This window comes from Bifidobacterium criceti (assembly GCF_002286935.1).
Classification (GTDB): domain Bacteria; phylum Actinomycetota; class Actinomycetes; order Actinomycetales; family Bifidobacteriaceae; genus Bifidobacterium; species Bifidobacterium criceti.
This window is the reverse complement of the sequence record NZ_MVOH01000015.1, coordinates 84,639-103,791: the sequence shown is the minus strand read 5'-3', so window position 1 is coordinate 103,791 and position 19,153 is coordinate 84,639. Positions and strand designations below refer to the sequence as shown.

The following is a 19,153-nucleotide window of genomic DNA, read 5'->3' as shown; positions in this document are numbered from 1 at the left end:
AATGGTGCCATGTGACACCGCAACCGGCCGGCGTCAGGCTGTGGTTCCGTCGTGACAGCCGTCGCATCCGGCCACTTCGACAAGGGCGGTCGCCATCGCGGCTATGCCCTCGCCATGCCCCGTGAATCCCATGCCGTCCGTCGTCGTGGCCGTAAGCGACACCTGACAGCCGCATATCGCGGACAATGCGTCCTCAGCTTCCCGTCTGCGCTGGCCGATCTTCGGCCGGTTGCCGATGATGGCGATGGATGCGCTCATCGGAGTGCATCCATGTTCGCCGAGATGGCGCACAGTGCGTTCAAGCATGTCCGCGCCGTGCATGCCGGCACCTTGCGAGGCGGGTCCGACACCGAACAATGTGCCGATGTCACCCAGATGCGCCGCGGCGAGCAACGCATCGATGAGCGCATGGACGACAACATCACCGTCGGAGTCCCCCTCGATGCCGGAGCCCTCCCAGACGAGCGTCGCGAGATACAACGGCCTGGGGTCGCCGCCACCGGCGAAACGGTGCGCGTCGAATCCCAGTCCGTTGCGTATCGCGCTCACTTCTTCTTCGACTTCTTCGATTCGGACTCGATGCGCGCGAGTGTATCGCTCGCCGCTTCTTCGGGTGCCTGTGTATGGTGCTCGTCATCCCCCGGCTGCGGTTCGCTGTAACCGAGGTTGACGTCGAGCAGGCGTTGCGCCTCCTCTTCCTCGAGTTTCTCCGACAACGCGATCTCGGATGTCAGGATGCTGCGCGCCTTCGTGAGCATGCGTTTCTCGCCCGCCGACAGTCCGTGCTCATCCACGTCACGCTGCGCGAGGTCGCGCACGACCTCGGCGATCTTGTTGACGTCGCCCGTCGAGATCTTCTCGACGTTGAGCTTGTACCTGCGCGACCAGTTCATTTCCTTTTCGATGATCGGCGTGCGCAGGATCTCGAACACCTTCGCCACCTCGTCGCCGTCCACGATGTCGCGCACGCCGACCTTCTTCACATTGTCGACGGGGACGAAGATCTCAAGGTCATCGGAGGAAAGCACCGAAAGCTTGAGATACTCACGCGTCACGCCTTTGACAGTCCGTTCGGTAATGGCCTCGATCTTCGCCGCGCCATGACGCGGGTACACGACCATATCGCCGACCTTGTAGCCCATGAATCCTCCGTGAGAAAAATCAGAAACGCCAACAATTATGCCATTTTGTGTGGACTTGGTGGAAGTTTGGGAAAAAAGATGACGAAAACGGCAAAACCGCTCGTGCCGCGGCGGAAAAATGCGTATTGTCGATTACATGACAAACTTCACTTTCAATGAAAAAGCCATCGTCCCCGTCAACGGCGATCAGCTGGACGAGGTCTGCAAAGGCGCGTTCTACAACCCCCACGAAATCCTCGGCGCCCATCTCGGCTCCCCCGACTTCCCCGACACATGCACGATCCGCGTGCTGCGTCCGGGCGCGCAACAGGTCACGATCATCACCGCCGACGGCGAGTTCGAGGCTCGTCCGGAGCATAACGGCGTATTCGTCGCGCTCGTCCCCGCGCCCGCCACGAAGGACGGCCACACCGTCCCCGACTACCGCATCCGCACCGTGCGCGCCGACGGCACGACCGTGACCGAGGACGATCCATACCGATATCTGCCCACAATCGGCGACATGGACCTCTACCTGTTCGGCGAGGGCCGCCATGAACGCCTATGGGAGGTCATGGGCGCCCATGTGCGCCGCTATGACGATCCGCTCGGAGGCAACGACGGCACGAAGGGCGAGCAGGTCGTCGGCACGTCGTTCACCGTCTGGGCGCCGAACGCGCACGCCGTGCAGGTCGTCGGCGACTTCAACGCATGGGATGGCACATGCCATGCGATGCGCGAACTCGGCTCCTCAGGCGTCTGGGAGCTCTTCGTCCCGGGCGTCCAGTCCGGTGAGATCTACAAGTTCCATATCCTCAACGCCTACAACAACTGGGAGATGAAGGCCGATCCGATGGAGCGCTCGCACGAGGTGCCGCCGCGCACCGGCTCGATCGTCGTCGAATCCACGCATGACTGGCAGGACGGCGCATGGATGGAGCGGCGCGCGTCCTCCGACCCCCACCAGGGCCCCGTGAGCATCTATGAGGTGCACGCCAACAGCTGGCGCAAGGACGTGCACAACTACCGCGAACTCGCCGACAAGCTCGTGCCGTACGTCGAGAAGCTCGGCTTCACGCATGTCGAGTTCATGCCGCTCGAGGAGTACCCGTTCTCAGGTTCGTGGGGCTATCAGGTCACCGGTTATTACGGCGTCGACTCGCGCCTCGGCGGCCCCGATGATTTCAAGTACCTCGTCGACCGCTTCCATGAGGCCGGCATCGGCGTCATCATGGACTGGGTCCCGGCGCACTTCCCGAAGGACGCGTTCGCGTTGGGCCGCTTCGACGGCACGCCGCTGTACGAGGACCCGGACCCGACACGTGGCGAACACCCGGATTGGGGCACCTACATCTTCAATTTCGGACGCCGCGAGGTGCGCAACTTCCTCGTCGCCGACGCATGCTTCTGGCTCGACGAATACCATATGGACGGCCTGCGCGTCGACGCCGTCTCCTCGATGCTCTACCTCGACTACAGCCGTCAGCCCGGCCAGTGGCATCCGAACAAGTTCGGCGGACGCGAGAACCTCGAAGCGATCGACTTCATCAAGGAGGCGAACGCGACCGCCTACAAGAACAACCCGGGCATCATGATGATCGCCGAGGAGTCGACCGCATATCCTGGCGTGACCGCGCCGACCGACCAGGGAGGCCTCGGCTACGGCCTCAAATGGAACATGGGCTGGATGCACGACACGCTCGAATATCTGCACGAACAGCCAATCAACCGCAAATGGCACCACAACGAGATCACGTTCTCGATGGTCTACGCGTATTCCGAGCATTATGTGCTGCCGATAAGCCATGATGAGGTCGTCTACGGCAAGGGCTCGCTTTTCGGCAAGATGCCGGGCGACGACTGGCAGCGGTACGCCGGCGTCCGTTCGCTCTTCGCGTACCAATGGGCGCATCCGGGCAAGAACCTGACGTTCATGGGCAACGAACTCGCGCAATACGGCGAATGGGACTACAACAACCAGCTTGACTGGGATTGCCTCAACTGGCCGGACCACAACGGCGTCCAGCAGCTCGTCGCCGACCTCAACAAGCTGTACAAGGAATCGCCCGCCCTGTGGAGCCAGGACTTCACGCCGGACGGCTTCCAGTGGCTCACGAGCGATGACGCCGACCACAACACGCTCAGCTTCGAACGCATCGGCGCGCACGGCGAACGCATGGTCGTCGTCGTCAACTTCTCGGGCACGGCGTGGGCGGACTATCAGGTCGCGCTTCCACAAGGTGGCCGTTGGAAGGAAGTGCTCACGACCGACGACAAGAAATACGGCGGTTCCAACATCCACAATACGGACATCGAGGCGAACGCGGGTGCGTATCATTCTCGCGAATGGTCGACGCGCATCACGGTTCCGGCACTCGGCGCCGTGTTCCTCGTCCCGGACAACAACTGAACCACTGACTGACAAGGACTGGTGATCATGGCCGCACACGCACAGACGCCGTCGCCTTACACGATTCTCGTCGTGGAGGATGAGCCGACGCTCGCCACCGCTATCGCGCAACGTCTCACCGCCGAAGGCTGGAGGGCACGCATCGTTTCGGACAGCGTCAACGCCGTGAAGGCGGCCGCGCAGCTCCAACCCGATCTCATCATCATGGACGTCATGCTCCCGGGCATGGACGGCATCGAGGCGACGAAACGCATCATCGCCCAACGCCCGGTCCCCGTGCTCATGCTCACGGCTCGTGACGACGAATCGGATGTCATTCTCGGGCTCGGCGCAGGGGCCGACGACTATATGACGAAGCCGTTCTCGATGCGTGAGCTCGTCGCACGCATCAGGGCGCTCCTGCGCCGCGTCGAACGCGCGAAGGTCATCGCGCGCAAGTCGGAGCATGAGAAGATTCTCGACTTCGGCTCGCTCGTCATCGACCCCGCGACGCGTCGTGTGACACTCAACGGCGAAACGGTGCACCTGACGCCTACCGAGTTCGACCTGCTTGCGACGCTCGCACGCAAGCCGAAGTCGGTGCTCACGCGCGAACAGCTCCTCGAGGAGGTCTGGGACTGGGTCGACGCCTCGGGCACGCGTACCGTCGATTCCCATGTCAAGGCACTCCGACACAAGCTCGGCGCGGCGACGATCAGGACCGTACATGGCGTGGGCTACGCCTTCGAACCTCCGGAACAGCGATGACGAAGCCCAAATCCCCCGGAGACCCGATGGGGCGTCCGCGGCCGGCCGAGGCCGCCGGACGCCCCATCGGCGTGTTCTCCTCGCTGCGCGCCGAACTCGGCGTCCTCATCGTCGTCGCGACGATTCTCGCGTTCGTCATCGCATGGTTGTTGTCGCTGTGCGGCATCAACGGCTGGATGGCGATGCCGATGACGATCATCATCACGCTCGCGTTCATCTATTTCACGTCCCGGGGCCTGACACGCCCGCTCGGGCAGATGCGGGATGCGGCCGAGGCGATGGCGCAGGGCGACTATTCGGTGCGCGTCCATCTCAACAAGGACTCGAACGACGAGATCGGCCAGCTCGCCGAATCCTTCAACGCGATGGCCGACGATCTTGAGCACGCCGACCAGATGCGCCGTGACATGATCGCGAACGTGAGCCACGAGCTGCGCACACCGGTCTCCTCGTTGCAGGCGATGGTCGAGAACATGGCCGATGGCGTCGTCGAGCCGACACCCGCGAACATGGAGAACATCCTCAAGCAGACGCACCGCCTGTCCGACCTCATCTCGTTCCTGCTCGACATGTCGCGCGTCGAAGCGGGGGCCTCAAGCCTCGAACTTGAGCAGATCAACGTCGCGCAGCTCATTGACGGCACAGTCGGACCGCTTGAATACGCCGACGCCGGGCATGGGCACACAATCGAGCAGCGTGTCCCCGACGACCTCGTCGTCGAAGGCGACGAGGCGCGGCTGCGCCAGCTGCTGACGAACATCATCGCGAACGCGCTCAAGCATTCGCATGACGGCACGGCAGTCCTCGTCGAGGCGCACGCGGATGAGCACCGGGACCATGTGATCATCAACGTCGTCAACTTCGGCTCGGACATCCCGAAGGAAGTGCGCAACGACATCTTCCGCAGGTTCGCGAAAGGCACGTCAGGGCCTGGCACCGAGTCCGGCGGCACGGGGCTCGGCCTGTCGATCGCACGCTGGGCCGCAAAACTGCACGGTGGCACGGTACAGGTCGTCGATGACCCACGTGGTGTCGACTTCGAGATCACGCTTCCGGTCAGGCATCCCGGTCCACAGCGCACAGGGGTGCCCGCGGCCGGCAAACACACCGATGCCGCATACGACGGACAATGACGATACGACGGACAATGACGCGCTACGACTTCCCGCGTCCACCGTCCTCATGCCGTGCATCGTCTTTGGGAGGCGTATATGCGAGCGCGAGCGCGGTGAGCACATCATAGCCGGCTTCGGTGAGGGTATGTGCGCATGCGCCCATGGTCGCGCCTGTTGTGACGATGTCGTCGAGCAGGATGAGTGGCATGGGGGGTGTTGCGGCGTGGATGTGCTTGTCGATCGTGACGTGTCCGTTGATGCGGCGCATACGGTCGCGCGCGCCGGTGGTCTGCACTGATTTGCCGCGTGCGTTGTCTGTGCGCAGGAGTGGCAGCACGGTGGTGTGGGGGTATCCGTGTGTGCGGCAGTGTGTGGCGAGGGTTTGGGCGAGGGGGTCGAGTTGTCTGCGCCCGCGTCGGCGCGTGGAGTGGGGTGTCGAGGGTGCCGGGACGATGCCGAGTCCGTTGGGGTGTGTGTCGAGGAGCGCCGTGGTGTGTGTGGCGGTTGTGTCGAACAGGTCGGTGAGCGCGTCGCCGAGTGGGGTGTCGATTTCGGTGTCGTTGTGGTCTTTCCATGAGAGGATCGCGTGTCGTACCGGTCCTTCGTAGGTGCCGCATGCGATGCCGTGACCGGTGAGTGTGTCCGGTAGTGGGTATGCGACGGGGGTGTGCAGTGCCTGGGTGCATGTCTCGCAGAGTGTTTCGTCTGGTTTGCCGCATCCTGCGCAGCCGCGTGGCAGTATCGTGCCGATGATGTGCCGCCATCGTGGTATGGGTCGTGTTGGTGGCATTGTCGTGGTCCTCAGTGGCGCAGTCGTGTGTTGATGCGGTTGATGAGGGCGAGGGTGTCTTCGGGGCCGTGCACGCGTATGGCGATTGTGCCTGCCGCGGCCGCTGGGTAGTCGTTGCCGTCGGGGTCCATGCGGTCGCCGATGAAGGCGATGGATTGGACGGTTGTGCCGAGGGCTTTCGCGAGTTCGTGTACGGCGTAGGATTTGTCTATGCCGCGTGCGGAGATGTCGACGCTTGTCGATCCGCCTGAGCGGACCTGCAGGTTGGGTACGTCGTGTTGGACGGCTTTCGCGAGCGCGTTCTTTTTTTCGTTGGTGGGGTCCCAGCGTTCCTTGGCGTCGACGGGTGCGTGTTGTCCGAGGGCGGAGAAGGTGATTTGGCTGCCGCGGTCTTCGATGATGGGTCCCCATGTGTCGTCTTCCCATATGCCGAGTTCGTGGGCGCGTCGTGTCAGTGACGCGATTGCGGCGGCGCGGTCGGATTCGCTGAGGTCCCGTTCGTAGACCGTCGTCCATGTTCCGTTGTTCCACCGGTAGTACCGGGTGCCTGTCGTGGGCATGAGGTGCATGTTCGCCCGGTTGGCTTCGGGGGTGAGCATGTCGGTGACTTGGCTTTCGACGAGTTGCATGATGCCGCCGGAGACGATCGCGACGGGGATGAGTGTCGTCAGTTCGCTCAGGGCGGTCGCGATGTCGGCGTGCATCGGCTTTTTCGAGCGTGCGAGTGTGCCGTCGAGGTCGAATGCGGCTATGCGCATATGCGTGCACAGGGCGTCGATGTCGACGTCCGCGCTGTTGGTGATGTGCGGTTCGTTCATATCCCGTCTCACTTCCCTGTCAGTGTTGGGCCAATTGGTCCATCCTAGCTTGCCGTGGCGATGGCCTACAGTGGGTGGCATGCCTCAATTGCCTTGGAATGCCAAAGTGTACCGCAATCGTCATGGGCGTGGGATGCGCAGGCCTATGTTCGGCACGCGTCTGCCACGGTACCGTACCCGTGGTGGCATGTTCGACGATCTTGTCGTCGCGCAGATCCGCAGGTTGTCGCTTGCGTGGCCGGAGCTTGTCCGTCCGTTGCAGTTCGCGGTCGAGGATGTGCCCCCGTCGTCGCCTGCCCCGTGGGAGCGTGAGCCGCGGGTGTGCGCGCAGGCGTTCCCCGCGGAGCATGGGTTGCCGGCGCGCATTGTGTTGTACCGTCTGCCGATCCAGACGCATGCGACGGATCGCACCGACCTGCAGTTGGCGATCCGTGACGAGATCGTCGCGGCCGTCGCCGAATTGTATGGGCGCCGCCCTGACGAGATCGATCCCGATTACGGGCTGTGACGATCGTGGATGGTGTTCAGCGTACGATCTGTTGGTCGTTGACGGCGTGGATGAGCTGTTTGGGGATGATGAGCCCTGTCGCGGGCACGAATGCGAGGGCGGCGACATGTGCGTCGGAGACCGCCTTGTTCGTCGGGAACATGCCCCAGATGATCGTCGTGTCCGCGTCATCGACACGCACGGCGGCGACATCGCGTCCCAGGTCGGCCGTCTTGAGTGTCGCCGCGGAGTCGGCGTCGACGCGCACGGTCTTCTCCCCTGTCGGCTCACCGTGCGCGTCGTAGCCTTCGAATGTGACCTTCGCCTCTTGGTTGGCCATGTTGACGAGTGTGACGCCCGCCGACGTGTCTGGTGTGACCGCGAGCGCCGATTGCGCGTAGGCCGTGCCCGCGTTGACGACGGCGAAGTCCTGCTGCTTGTCGTCGCCTTCCACGGTGAGCGTTGCCGCGAGCGCGCATGCCCTGTCGCTTTGGGCGAGGATCGCGCGGGCGTCCTTGGGCCGTTCCTCGATGGTGTGGATTGTGGCTTTGCCGCCTTCGATGTCGAATTTGCCGAGATCGATGAGCCCGTGGTCGCTTATCCATGACAGGGTGACGTTCGTGTGTTCCTGCGCGTAGGCCATCAGTGTCGTCTTGTGCCGGTTGGTGGGCAGCAGGATCGTCTGGGTCGTCGCCATGTCGGACAGTGGTGTGATGTAGTCGTTGCCGCGTGGGGTCAGTCCGTCCATTGAGACCGATCGCACGATCGCGGCGATTGGCGCGTCCTGGCTTGATACGGTCACGTACAACGCCTGTTCGTCAGGGGCGGCGGCGTTGAGGAGCATGTCGGATTGCGCGTCGGCGGCGACGGTGAGCACGCTTGATGTGGCGAGTGTCACTTTGCCGTGTTGGGTGCCCCATACGGCGATTTGGACGCTTGTCGGCTTGTCTGAGGGATTCGTGACGACGAGCTGCTGCGTGTTGCCTGTCGTCGTGGCGGGGACGAGGAAGCGTTGGGTGAGCGCTGTTGTCACGCAACGTGCCGCAGCGGCGCCGGGGATGTCCCCTTTCGTGGCCCATGAGGTGACGGTGCCTGTTGAGCCGGTCCCCGCCCCTGCGGATAGGAGCCGTGTGTCGAGGAGCGTCGCGGCGTCGGCTTTGTCCTGTGTCGCGATGAATGCGCTTGCGCCGTCCGTGGCGCCGTTTTGGGGCCCTTCGAGGACGAGCCCGTCGGTGCCGCCCACCGCCCCGAGCGTGTCGGCCTGCGCGTGGAAGATGGAGCCGAACGCGGCGTAGCCACGGCTTGACGACAGGTCACCGGTCGATGTGTGGAATTCCTTGTCGCCGTAGGATGCGTCGTCGGCGATGTCCATCTTCGCCGGACAGTATTGCATCGTCTGCTTCGCGGCGACCTCCTCGCTTGTCGCGGCGTGTGTGAGGATCGGCGCGTCGTGCGTGGTTGTCCGGGTGGGCACGAATGTCAGCGCGGCGAACAATGCCACGATGGCGGCGCTTGTCACAGCCGTCGATATGACCGAGCGGGTCTTGTGGGTGACATCGTCGATGTTCCTCGGTTCCTCGCTCATTGCTGGTCCTCCTTGCTGATGCCGTGGCTGCGTGGAATCGCGGTGATGACGTAGAGCACGGTGATGACGGCGAGGCATGTGAGCCACGCTGTGCGCCATGGGCTGTGCCGCATGAGCGTCTGTTCGGATGTGTCGATGTGCTGGTCCGGTGTGTTGTCGATTGTGAGGCGGTAATACGCGCCTTGCGTGTTGCTGACGACCTCTTGGGTGCCTTGTGATGCCGTCACGTTCGCTTGGAGCTGTTCGCTCGCCTTGCCGCTGATGTCGCGGTCCGTGTCGGTGAGGATGTAGATGCCGCCGAACCCGAGGTCGGAAAGCTCGCTGATCGCTTCATTGTCGCTGTTCGCGAGTAGTTGTGCGGCCACATGCGCGAGTTGTATGTCGTCGGTGTGCCGCTCGTGGCCGTATGCACGGCTGACACGGTATGCGGCGGAACTGTCGATCAGGTCGCCGCGGCCCGTGCGCATGACCGTGTATGCGACAGTGTCCGTGTTCGTCGCCGCCAATGCGAGCACACGGCGGTCGGCCTGCTGGTCGAGATAGTCCTGGGCGACCATCGGCAATCCCGAACCGGTGATGCCGATGCCTCCCGCATGGGTCGACTGCATGCCGAACAGCACGCATACAGCCGTCATCGCCGTCAGGAACAACGCGACGGCGCCTTGGACGAGCAGACCGGACGTGTTGCCACGCGTCTGTTCGGTGACAAGCCGGTGGAACGGCTGGACGGCAGGACCGCAGGCCATCGCGACGCATGCGAGCATTCCGCATGCGGCGAGCACTACGCCGGGGAGCACCGGTCCTGCGGCGGCCCCGTACGGCATGACGGCTATGACGACGGCGGCTGAAGTGATCGCGAGCAGCAGTCCGCACAGGATGACGGTCCACAGGATGCGGCATGGCCGGAACATCGTCGGACGCAGCAGGGTAAGCAGCGCGATGAGCGCACATACCGCGCAGCATATGACGATCAGGGTGCGTACCACGGTATCCGGGGAGAACAGCGCGGACGACGCAGGCACATCCATGCCGAACGCGCGCCACACCATCGTCGTGAGGTTGATCGCCGCGGGCGCCGCATTGGCCTGGGATGACGGGATCATGACATCGCCGAACAGCTGGCGCCACATCCCCTCGTCGGCATAACGCACCGCATTGACGAGCGTCGGCGCGAGCGCGAACGCGGACGGCAATGGGATGAGCAGCAGCATGAGACGGTGCCTGCGCACGAAGACAAGGAAGGCCACGAAGATGACGATGAGCGCAAGCAGCAGCTGCGGCTCGGCGGCGACGGCCGGCATGAACAACAGGGCGGCGGCCGCGGCGGCCTGCACCGAAGAGCGTGGGTTGACGGGATCCTCGGTGTGGTACATGCCTACGGCTTTGAACGACAATGCGAACGCGGCGGGAAGGAACACCATGACGGTGAGCATCGGCAGGTTCGCCGTGTCGTATAGGCCGAGCGCGAGCGCGAGGCCGTACCAGCACAACGCGGATGCGACACGGATGGGGTTCGAACGAGTGACGACCCCTGCGAGCGCCCAGAACGAGAACACGCATGCGGGGGCGGAAAGGAAGAAGATGAGGGCGAGTGCGACACTCACGTGGCCGGCGGTGAGCACGGTGGCGGCCATGAGCACGAGGAGCCATGGCGCCGGCGGCGCGGGTACCCCGGTGCCGGTGCCGAACACCCAAGGTGTCGTCGCCGCGTCGGCGAGCTGGCGCCATGTCGCACCGGTCGGCAGCAGCTGCGCCGAGTAGATCGACGTATCAGAACCCACGTAGCGCAGGATCGGCCAATACATGATGGCTGTGGCGGCGAGGGCGAGGATGGCGGCGAGGATGGCATAGGTCCAGCGCCGGATGCGGCGACGGCGCAAATGCACGGTCGCGAGTGGGTCGAGTACGATGTTGCGCCGTTCGTCGGCGAACGCGCGTGAGCGAGCCTTCCATTGGCGTATCTGACGCCTGTCGGCGCACAATGGCGCGAGTGCGGCACGTGGCGCACGCGCCACAGCGGTGATGCGGTGCCTTGCGGCGAGTGCGCCCGGCATGTTGGCGAGCGCGACCCATGGCAGGACGAGCCGGCAGGCCGCACGGTACGGGCGTTTGCGGAACAGCAGCGCGACCGCGTTGCCGCATGCGGCGAACAGGCCCACGATCCACAGCAGCGGCCACCATGGCGCGGCGACGTCGGTCATCGCGTATTTCTGCGCGCCGGCCAGTTGCGCCATCGATGAGTCGGTCGCATCCGCCGGTTCAATCGCCTCGCCGTCACGGGAACGCACGCCGTCGTAGCGGGCGCGCCGGTGCGCGATGCGCGCCTCGGGCACGACGACGACACGATGGCCGCTCAGGCAGAGTCGCCGGCAGAAATCCTCGGATTCGTCGAATGTGCCGAACCATGGGTTGATGCCGTGCACCGCGCCGAAGGTGTTGACGGGGACAAGCGCGCCTGCAAGCGAGACGGAGAAGACGTCGGATCGTCCGTCGTACTGTTCCTGGTCGGGTTCGCCGTCGACGACAAGTGAGACGACACGGCCGCGGGCGGCGTAACAGCCGACATCGTGCAGCCGTTCGCCCTCCCAGTCGAGTTGCTTGGCTCCGAGCAGCGCGGCCGTGGGTGAGTTCGCCCATGCGTCGAGCAGATGTTCGAGGCAGTGGTCGTTCGCCGGCCTTGATTCGTCATGCAACAGCCACAGCGTCTTCGTCGATGTGTCCACCTGCGCGTTGCGCAACGCCTTCGTGACGGCATCGGCGAAGGAACGCGCCTGCGCGACCCTGACGATCTGGATCGTGATGCGCTGCGGCTGTGGCATCGATTCGAGCACATCCTCCTTCGTGGGGATGATCTCGAAGCTTGTCTGCACCGATTGCACGGTGTGTCCCGAACAGTCGGCGATGACGATCGTGGAGGGCAGTACGCTCTGCGCGAGCACGGCACGGAATGTGCGGGGCAGATAGCGCAGATCGTCCTCGACGGTGATGACGGCGGTCACGTCCCGCTGCGTGCGTTGGCTGTGCGAATAGGGACGCGTCGCCAAAGCGGAGCCGATGATGCGCTGGATCTCACTGTTGCCCGAGAGTGTCATGCGTCCCAGTGTACGCAAGAGGGTATATCCGCCCCATCGCGGGCGATGCCGCATCTGGGGGCACCCATGGCGCGGCCTTCATGGACGTGCTTCTCACCATCATGCCTTATAATCGCTTACGATTACGCGTACCGGCACGGTGAAGGCCATGCCGCGCATGGGTTCGCCGAACCCAAGGAACGACGCACGAAAGGTTGGACCGTTGGCCTCTCACACCGCGAAGAAGACACGCGAAGCATATCTGGGCAGCTCACGCCGTTCGCATCCGCGGCACAGCGCGTCGTCCTGGCGTATCCACCACCGCTTGCTGCGTATCATCGCATGCGTCGTCACCGCGGCGCTCGTCTTCGTCGGCACCGTCGCCGCGGCGACATGGCTGAGCCTCAACGACGCCATCATCGACGGCAAGGTCGAATCGCTCATCCCGCAGGAGGAACGGTTCGACCCCAACAAAGGCAAGGCGATCAAATTCGTCCTCATCGGTCAGGACACGCGCGACGACGGCAACGCCGACCTGTCCGGCGGCCTGCATGACGGCGAGGATGGCCTGCACAACGCCGACACGACGATGGTCGTCGACATCAGCGCCGACCGCTCGTTCATCAACATCGTCTCGATCCCGCGCGACTCGATCGTCGACGTGCCCAGCTGCAAGACAACGGGCGGCAAGGACATCCCCGCACAATACGGCGTCATGTTCAACTCGGTGTTCAGCACCGCGTACCGCGAGGGCGGCGACCTGTCGACGGCCGCGAGCTGCACCGTGACGGCCGTCAACTCGCTCACCGGCATGCATATCACGAACTTCATCGTCGTCGATTTCAAAGGCCTTGCGGACATGATCGACGCGATCGGCGGCGTTGACGTGTGCATCCCCGTCGACACCGTCGACCCAAACACCGACATGGACCTGAGGAAGGGCCTGCACCATCTCGACGGGCGTGCGGCGACGAACTACGCGCGCATGCGCCACGGCTCCGGCACGGACGGATCCGACATCATGCGAACGACACGCCAACAATACCTCATCAAATCGGTCATCAATGAGGCGATATCGAAGAACATGTTCACCCAGACGAACGAGCTGTACCAGTTGGCGCTCGCCGCACTCCGGTCGCTCAACATCAGCTCCGGCATGGCCGACACGAACGCCCTCGTCTCGCTCGCACTGAGCCTGCGCAACCTCGACATCTCGCATGTGTACGCGCAGACCGTGCCGGTCGTGCCGGCGCCGTTCGACCCGAACCGCGTCGTATGGGCAGACACCGCCGACGAGGTCTGGCACAAGCTGCGCGACGACAAGCCGCTCTACGGTGGCGATGAGGTGGACACAAAGGAGGATGACGCCCCGCAGACGGACCAGGGCGACAATGCGTCACCGTCTGAAAGCGCGTCGCCATCCAACAGCACATCACCATCCGAGGGCGTCTCTCCGTCCGAGAGCGACGCTCCCGCCCCGTCAGACGGAACCACCGCTACGCCTACAGCGAAACCACAACCGACGGTCGATCCGAAGACCGGCCTCATCAAGCAGGAGGACGGCACACTCATCGACCCGGACACGAACGGCACCGTCGACCCGGAGAACGGAGCGATCACCGACCCCGACACCGGGCAGTACATCGGCATCGCCTACCAATATCTCAACTCGACCATATGCTCGGTCCCGACGAAGCACGAATGAGGGGCGACGTATCCATGCATGATCACAACGGCGCGACGCGCCCAGTGGAGGAACGATGAGCGGCACCGATGATTCGACGACACCACCGAGCTTCGCCCCCAAACCCAGGCGCCGGACGACACCGTCCACCCCCGCGGAGCGTCGGCAGACGCCAACATCGCCCACGACGCCGCCGAGCTTCGCGCCCCACTGCGCACGTGCACACACAACCCCCACACCAACGGCGGCGATTCCACCGCGTGCGTCACGGCACACCGCTTCCGAGCGTCATGCACCGGCACCATCCATGACACCCCGTGCAACCGCCACACCTCCATCCGCACCGAATCCCGCCCGCGGCACTTCCGCGGCAACGCGTAACACACCACCGCGCAAACACGGCGTCCGCAACGTCGTCGTGACGGTCCTCGTGCTGCTGCTCGCCGCCGTCGCCATCGCGGGCGTGAGCGCATGGCATTGGGTCGACAACGGACTGCGACGCGAGGACTGGCTCACCGCCACTCCATCAGGACCGGCGACCTCATGGCTCATCCTCGGCTCGGACGAACGCGACGGCACGACCGGCCAGGACGGCACGACCGGCGAACGCACCGACACGATCCTCGTCCTGACGAAACCGAAGAACGGACCCAGCTCACTCATCTCGATCCCGCGCGACTCGCTCGTCGAAGTCGACGGGACCCTCTCGAAGATCAACGCCGTGCTCGGCCTGTACGGCAGGAAGGCACTCGTCGCGCAGATCGAGGGCATCACCGGCCAGAAGATCGACCATGTCGCGAAAATCAACTTCGGCGGCCTGACGACGATCGTCGACGCGCTCGGAGGCGTCGAACTGTGCTACGACGCGGATGTCGACGACGAGAAATCGGACATGCACTGGAAGGCCGGCTGCCATGTCGTCGACGGCACGCAGGCGCTCGCGTTCTCACGCATGCGCTACTCCGATCCACAAGGCGACTTCGGCCGTGCGATGCGCCAACGCCAGGTCATCGGCGCAATCGCGAAGAAAGCGGCATCCCCCTCGACACTGCTCAACATCGGCAAGCTGACGAAAGTCGGCGACGCGGCGATGGACGCGGTCACCGTCGACGAACAGGCATCTCCGATGACGATGCTCAGGATGCTGCTCGCTTTCCGTGACGCCTCGGGTGCGGACGGCATAACCGGCACCGTGTACTGGACCGACCCCGACTATTACGTCGATGGCGTCGGGTCGTCGGTCCTGCTCGACGACGCGCGCAACACCGACCTGTTCAAGCAGCTCGCCAACGGCGAACACACACCCGGCGCCGTCGGCACACAGGCGGAAACGCAGCAATGACGCGGTGCACCGGCCATCCGCGGCCGGTGCACCCCATGGCCTGAGGCGCCATACGGCGCACCGGCCATTTGCCACAGCAACCGTTATCCATGGACACTGTGCGCATGAAAAACGGCACGACGAGGGACACGGGGCATACGGCGAAGATGCGCCGCCTGCAGCTGTGCGCCTATGCGGCGCCGCTCGTGGCGCAGTGCGTGATGCTCATGATGCTCGTCATCCAACGCCAGTGGCTCTTCGCGATGATGATTGGCTCGGGCTGCGTCGCGACACTCGCATCGCTCATGCTCATGACGGCGCATCCACATGCCGGCGACGACGCGGATGCCATAGGCGCCCCAGCCGCATATGGCGGCATGTCCACGCCCGACGGGGACCGGGCGGCGGCCACGATTGCGGCCGCGGCCGCCCGCATCGCACCCCCGGACCTGCCAACACTGCTCGGATTCGCCGACGACGCCGCACCGTTCCGCTCAATCGCGCACCTGTGGTGCATCCACGACGCCGGCTGCCATGCGCCCGTGGGCCTCGACACCGCAGGCGACGCCGTCGACATCGACATGGGACGCTTCGGACCACATGCGATCGTCGCGGGGACGACGGGATCGGGCAAATCGGTACTGCTGCAGGATTGGTGCCTTGCGCTCGCGTGCCGCTATCCGCCGGAACGCATCCAATTCGTGCTGTTGGACTTCAAAGGCGGATCGGCGATGGATGTGCTCGGCGCGCTCCCCCACGTCCGCGGCTGCGTCAACGACCTCGACCTCGCCTATGCGAAACGCTCGCTGCTCGCGCTCGAACGCGAACTGACACGGCGCGAACGAATCGCCGCCGCGCAACATGCATCCGACCTCATGGACATCGCCGACGCACCTGCGAGACTCGTCGTCATCGTCGATGAATTCCATATGCTTGCCGGGCAGTTGCCCGATCTGACCGGACGCCTCGCCCGTATCGCGTCACTCGGCCGTTCGCTCGGCATGCATCTGATCGTCTGCACGCAGAACCCGCTCGGCGAGGTCAGCGCACCGATGAAGGCGAACATGGCGTTGCGCGTCTGTCTGCGCGTACGCGATCCGATGCAGTCGCAGGAACTCCTCGGCGTGAGCGATGCCGCCTTCATCGGCGCGAAGGCGCCGGGCGCCGCAATCGCCCAACAGGATGACGCGCATACGCTCCTGCGTTGTGCGGCCAATCCCGATCCGGCACGGCTCGTCGATGAGGTGCGCCGTGCGGCGCGCGTGCACGGGGCGCGCACCGAACCCGCATTGTTCACCGCCCCGCTGCCCACGCGCGTACGGCCCTGCGATGTCGCGCGGATGGCCGATGCCCGGTCCGCTGCGCCGACGATGATCCCGATCGGCCTTGAGGACGACGGCGTGGCGACCGGCGCCTGCATGCTCGACACATCCGACGGCAACCTCGCCGTCATCGGCCGTCCCGGGCGGGGGCGCACGACGCTGCTCACCCTCATCGGGACCCAGGCCGAAGCGCGCGGTCTCGACGTCGTATGCCTCGACGACGCCGACGCATGGTTCGACCCGTTCAACGCCGATCCCGAGGCTGTGCGCATCCAGGATCTCGTGTGCAACGGCCATGGATGCGTCGTGTTTGCGCTCGGCACAACCCGGCGGCTGCGCGTCCCCGACCATTGCACACGCCGCCTCATCTTCCCGACGGGTGACCGCGCCGTCGATCTCGCCGACGGCATCCCCGCGCCGCTCCTCGACGCGATGAACGCGCAGGACATGCGCAACGCGGGCCGCGGCGTCCTCATCGAAGCCGGCCGTATCCGCCTCGTGCAATGCGCATGCCCCTGACGCGCCACGGCGGCGATATCACGATGCATACCGCCGAATTTCACGCAGGCTCTTGAAATTGCGCGGGTTATTGCTTAGCATAAGCAACGTACTCGTTATCGAAATCAGACAGAAGGATGTCATCAGTATGAGCAGTGCATTCGATTGGCGTGCGAAGGCGGCATGTCGCGACAAGGATCCGGAACTGTTCTTCCCTGTCGGCAACACCGGCGCCGCCTATCAGCAGATCGAGGAGGCCAAGTCCGTCTGCCGTACCTGCAAAGTCATCGACGCATGCCTCAAATGCGCGCTCGACACGAACCAGGACTACGGCGTATGGGGCGGCCTGAGCGAGGATGAACGCAGGGCGCTCAAACGCCGTGCGATGCGCGCGCGCCGTTCCGCGTCGATGCAGCTCGGCTGAACGGTCCGCGGCATACCGCATCACCGGAACATCAGGAAGGCCCTGTGTGTGGCCGCCACGACGATTGTGGCGGCCACACACAGGGCCTTCCCCCTTTGATGGGACGGACACAGGCCTATGCGGCGCGCAGTTTGATGTTGAGCCGCACGCGCGTACCTCCCGTCTCGACGGGTTCCCAATCGACGGTCCCTCCGAAATCGTTCGTGACGAAGGTGTTGATGATCTGCGTGCCGAGCCCCGAACCGGAGGCACGAGCCATGCCGTCCTCCTCCTCGCTACCCATGCCGTTGCCGTCGTCCTGGACGACGATGTCAAGATGGTTGCCCTGACGGCCGACCGTGACCGTGATATGGCCTTCCTTGCGCCCCTCATAGCCATGTTCGACGGCGTTCGTCGTCAGTTCGGTCAGCACAAGCGACAATGGCGTGGCGTCCTGCGCGGGCATCATGCCGAATTTGCCGACGAAGTCGACCGAGATGCGCTGGTCGCTCATCGCCGTCAGGTCGACGCTCATACGCAGCAGGTTGGCGATGACCTTGTCGAAATCGACGATCTCATCGGCGGACTGGCTCAACCCCTCATGCACCATCGCAATCGTCTGCACACGACGCTGCGCCTCTTTGAGTTCCTTCTTGACCTCCTCCGATTTCGTCTTGCGCGCCTGAAGGCGCAGGAGCGCTGACACGGCCTGCAGGTTGTTCTTGACGCGGTGGTGGATCTCGGAGATCGTCGCGTCCTTCGTCTGCAGCTCCACTTCACGACGGCGCAGTTCGCTCACATCACGGCACAGCACGACCGCACCGATGCGGCCAGTCTCGTCCATGAGCGGCAGCGAGCGCATCGACACGGCCGACCGGTTCGCGACGAGTTCCGAATCGATCGCGGCTTTGCCGAGGAGCACGAGCGGCAATGATTCGGGGACCGGATCGTTCTCATGGATCAGGCTCGTGCCCACCTCGCTCAGGTTCTCGCCCTGCAGCATGTCGACCATGCCGAGGCGGCGGAAGCAGCTGATGCCATTCGGGGAGGCGTATTGGACGATGCCGTCGGCGGACAGCAGGATGAACCCGTCGGATACGCGGGCGTTGTGACGCTGGCTGAGGACCGCGTCCTTGTAGGGGAACTGGCCGCGGGGGATCATCTCATAGAGCTGCTTGCCCGCGCGGATGCTTTCGAGTTCGTAGCGCCCGTTCGATTCGCGCGTCGCGAGGTTCGTCTCCCTGATGACGAGGCCGAGCGTCTTGCCGTTGTGACGCAGTGGCGCGTAGACATTGCAGACCGTCGAATCACCGACCTTGCGCAGCACCGACGAGCGGTAGATGCCCGTCGACCCCATCGCCTCGGTCATCTCCTCCTGCAGTTCGTCGTCGACACGTTCGCCGACGACGTCGTCGGCGCGCAGGCTCACGACCGTGGATGGGCGGCATTGGCCTGCGATGACGAAGCTGCCGTCGCCTTTTTGCAGTACAAGCAGCAGGTCGGCGAGGCTCAGATCGGCGATGACCTGCCAGTCGGCGACGAGATGATGGAGCCATTCCTTGTCGGACGCGTCGAAATCGGGACGAGTCGCGAGAATCTGTGAAAAATCTGCCATGCCACCATGATAATGGCAGCACGGCCGCGGCGGCACGGCGTCCGTTGCGCTCGCGCTCGGCGCAATCCGTCCGCAGGAAGCCACACACGTCATCAACCTACGATAAAGTAACCTACGATTGCGTAACCTAGAGAGGGTGGTCGGCATGACGACAGACCAGACGGTC

General features: G+C 64.3%; 15 protein-coding genes. 8 read left to right on the top strand and 7 right to left on the bottom strand.

All coding sequences use genetic code 11. The features are described from left to right. Positions 1-33: 33 nt before the first annotated feature. Both B1526_RS07010 and B1526_RS07005 read right to left on the bottom strand, forming a co-directional pair. On the bottom strand, positions 34-540 hold the full coding sequence (locus B1526_RS07010) for a 2-C-methyl-D-erythritol 2,4-cyclodiphosphate synthase (protein WP_095615407.1): 507 nt from the start codon (positions 538-540) through the stop codon (positions 34-36). A 5-nt stretch (positions 541-545) separates the two neighbouring features. Then, on the bottom strand, positions 546-1,142 hold the full coding sequence (locus tag B1526_RS07005; protein WP_095615345.1) for a CarD family transcriptional regulator: 597 nt from the start codon (positions 1,140-1,142) through the stop codon (positions 546-548). A gap of 136 nt (positions 1,143-1,278) precedes the next feature. On the opposite strand from B1526_RS07005, the gene glgB reads away from it, so the two are divergent. From glgB to B1526_RS06990, 3 genes are read left to right on the top strand one after another with little or no spacing between them, the layout of a single operon-like run. Continuing rightward, a complete protein-coding gene (glgB, locus tag B1526_RS07000) occupies positions 1,279-3,531 on the top strand; it encodes a 1,4-alpha-glucan branching protein GlgB (RefSeq protein ID WP_095615406.1) in 2,253 nt (750 codons plus the stop codon). A 27-nt stretch (positions 3,532-3,558) separates the two neighbouring features. Further along, positions 3,559-4,278 (top strand): response regulator transcription factor, encoded by a 720-nt coding sequence (locus B1526_RS06995; RefSeq protein ID WP_095615344.1) that lies wholly within the window; start codon positions 3,559-3,561, stop codon positions 4,276-4,278. 26 nt (positions 4,279-4,304) lie between these two features. Next, positions 4,305-5,411: a sensor histidine kinase gene (locus B1526_RS06990; RefSeq protein WP_095615343.1), complete on the top strand. Its 1,107-nt coding sequence runs from the start codon at positions 4,305-4,307 to the stop codon at positions 5,409-5,411. A 22-nt stretch (positions 5,412-5,433) separates the two neighbouring features. Here the strand turns inward: B1526_RS06990 and B1526_RS06985 are convergent, their stop codons facing one another. Beyond that, complete coding sequence (locus B1526_RS06985) at positions 5,434-6,183, bottom strand: ComF family protein (protein ID WP_095615342.1); 750 nt, start codon at positions 6,181-6,183, stop codon at positions 5,434-5,436. A gap of 11 nt (positions 6,184-6,194) precedes the next feature. Continuing rightward, complete coding sequence (locus tag B1526_RS06980; protein WP_095615341.1) at positions 6,195-7,001, bottom strand: HAD-IIB family hydrolase; 807 nt, start codon at positions 6,999-7,001, stop codon at positions 6,195-6,197. Between the two features lie 79 nt (positions 7,002-7,080). Between B1526_RS06980 and B1526_RS06975 the strand changes: the two genes are divergently transcribed. Beyond that, positions 7,081-7,509 (top strand): metallopeptidase family protein, encoded by a 429-nt coding sequence (locus tag B1526_RS06975; protein WP_095615405.1) that lies wholly within the window; start codon positions 7,081-7,083, stop codon positions 7,507-7,509. Between the two features lie 16 nt (positions 7,510-7,525). Here the strand turns inward: B1526_RS06975 and B1526_RS06970 are convergent, their stop codons facing one another. Both B1526_RS06970 and B1526_RS06965 read right to left on the bottom strand, forming a co-directional pair. After that, the gene (locus B1526_RS06970; protein ID WP_095615340.1) at positions 7,526-9,073 is read right to left on the bottom strand and encodes a DUF5719 family protein; all 1,548 of its coding nucleotides are present in this window, start codon (positions 9,071-9,073) and stop codon (positions 7,526-7,528) included. Further along, positions 9,070-12,165, bottom strand: a complete 3,096-nt coding sequence (locus B1526_RS06965) for a glycosyltransferase family 2 protein (protein WP_095615339.1) — start codon at positions 12,163-12,165, stop codon at positions 9,070-9,072. The genes B1526_RS06970 and B1526_RS06965 overlap by 4 nt, the downstream gene beginning before the upstream one ends. A gap of 202 nt (positions 12,166-12,367) precedes the next feature. On the opposite strand from B1526_RS06965, the gene B1526_RS06960 reads away from it, so the two are divergent. From B1526_RS06960 to B1526_RS06945, 4 genes are all read left to right on the top strand, one after another. Beyond that, a complete protein-coding gene (locus B1526_RS06960) occupies positions 12,368-13,849 on the top strand; it encodes an LCP family protein (RefSeq protein WP_407641009.1) in 1,482 nt (493 codons plus the stop codon). 397 nt (positions 13,850-14,246) lie between these two features. Then, positions 14,247-15,170, top strand: coding sequence for an LCP family protein (locus B1526_RS06955; protein WP_235607095.1), 924 nt, complete (start codon positions 14,247-14,249; stop codon positions 15,168-15,170). Between the two features lie 104 nt (positions 15,171-15,274). Then, positions 15,275-16,990: an FtsK/SpoIIIE domain-containing protein gene (locus tag B1526_RS06950; RefSeq protein WP_157908715.1), complete on the top strand. Its 1,716-nt coding sequence runs from the start codon at positions 15,275-15,277 to the stop codon at positions 16,988-16,990. A 127-nt stretch (positions 16,991-17,117) separates the two neighbouring features. After that, on the top strand, positions 17,118-17,393 hold the full coding sequence (locus tag B1526_RS06945; protein ID WP_024541252.1) for a WhiB family transcriptional regulator: 276 nt from the start codon (positions 17,118-17,120) through the stop codon (positions 17,391-17,393). Positions 17,394-17,508: 115 nt separating this feature from the next. Here B1526_RS06945 and B1526_RS06940 read toward each other — a convergent pair whose 3' ends face one another. Beyond that, on the bottom strand, positions 17,509-18,987 hold the full coding sequence (locus B1526_RS06940; protein WP_095615335.1) for a sensor histidine kinase: 1,479 nt from the start codon (positions 18,985-18,987) through the stop codon (positions 17,509-17,511). Positions 18,988-19,153 lie beyond the last annotated feature (166 nt).

Excerpts from the sequence above, each read along its gene's own strand:
- B1526_RS06965 (WP_095615339.1), bottom strand. The coding sequence starts at position 12,165 with ATGACACTCTCGGGCAACAGTGAGATCCAGCGCATCATCGGCTCCGCT.
- glgB (WP_095615406.1), top strand. The coding sequence starts at position 1,279 with ATGACAAACTTCACTTTCAATGAAAAAGCCATCGTCCCCGTCAACGGC.
- B1526_RS06980 (WP_095615341.1), bottom strand. The coding sequence starts at position 7,001 with ATGAACGAACCGCACATCACCAACAGCGCGGACGTCGACATCGACGCC.
- B1526_RS06940 (WP_095615335.1), bottom strand. The coding sequence starts at position 18,987 with ATGGCAGATTTTTCACAGATTCTCGCGACTCGTCCCGATTTCGACGCG.
- B1526_RS06975 (WP_095615405.1), top strand. The coding sequence starts at position 7,081 with ATGCCTCAATTGCCTTGGAATGCCAAAGTGTACCGCAATCGTCATGGG.
- B1526_RS07005 (WP_095615345.1), bottom strand. The coding sequence starts at position 1,142 with ATGGGCTACAAGGTCGGCGATATGGTCGTGTACCCGCGTCATGGCGCG.
- B1526_RS06970 (WP_095615340.1), bottom strand. The coding sequence starts at position 9,073 with ATGAGCGAGGAACCGAGGAACATCGACGATGTCACCCACAAGACCCGC.
- B1526_RS06995 (WP_095615344.1), top strand. The coding sequence starts at position 3,559 with ATGGCCGCACACGCACAGACGCCGTCGCCTTACACGATTCTCGTCGTG.
- B1526_RS06990 (WP_095615343.1), top strand. The coding sequence starts at position 4,305 with ATGGGGCGTCCGCGGCCGGCCGAGGCCGCCGGACGCCCCATCGGCGTG.
- B1526_RS06945 (WP_024541252.1), top strand. The coding sequence starts at position 17,118 with ATGAGCAGTGCATTCGATTGGCGTGCGAAGGCGGCATGTCGCGACAAG.
- B1526_RS06950 (WP_157908715.1), top strand. The coding sequence starts at position 15,275 with ATGAAAAACGGCACGACGAGGGACACGGGGCATACGGCGAAGATGCGC.
- B1526_RS06985 (WP_095615342.1), bottom strand. The coding sequence starts at position 6,183 with ATGCCACCAACACGACCCATACCACGATGGCGGCACATCATCGGCACG.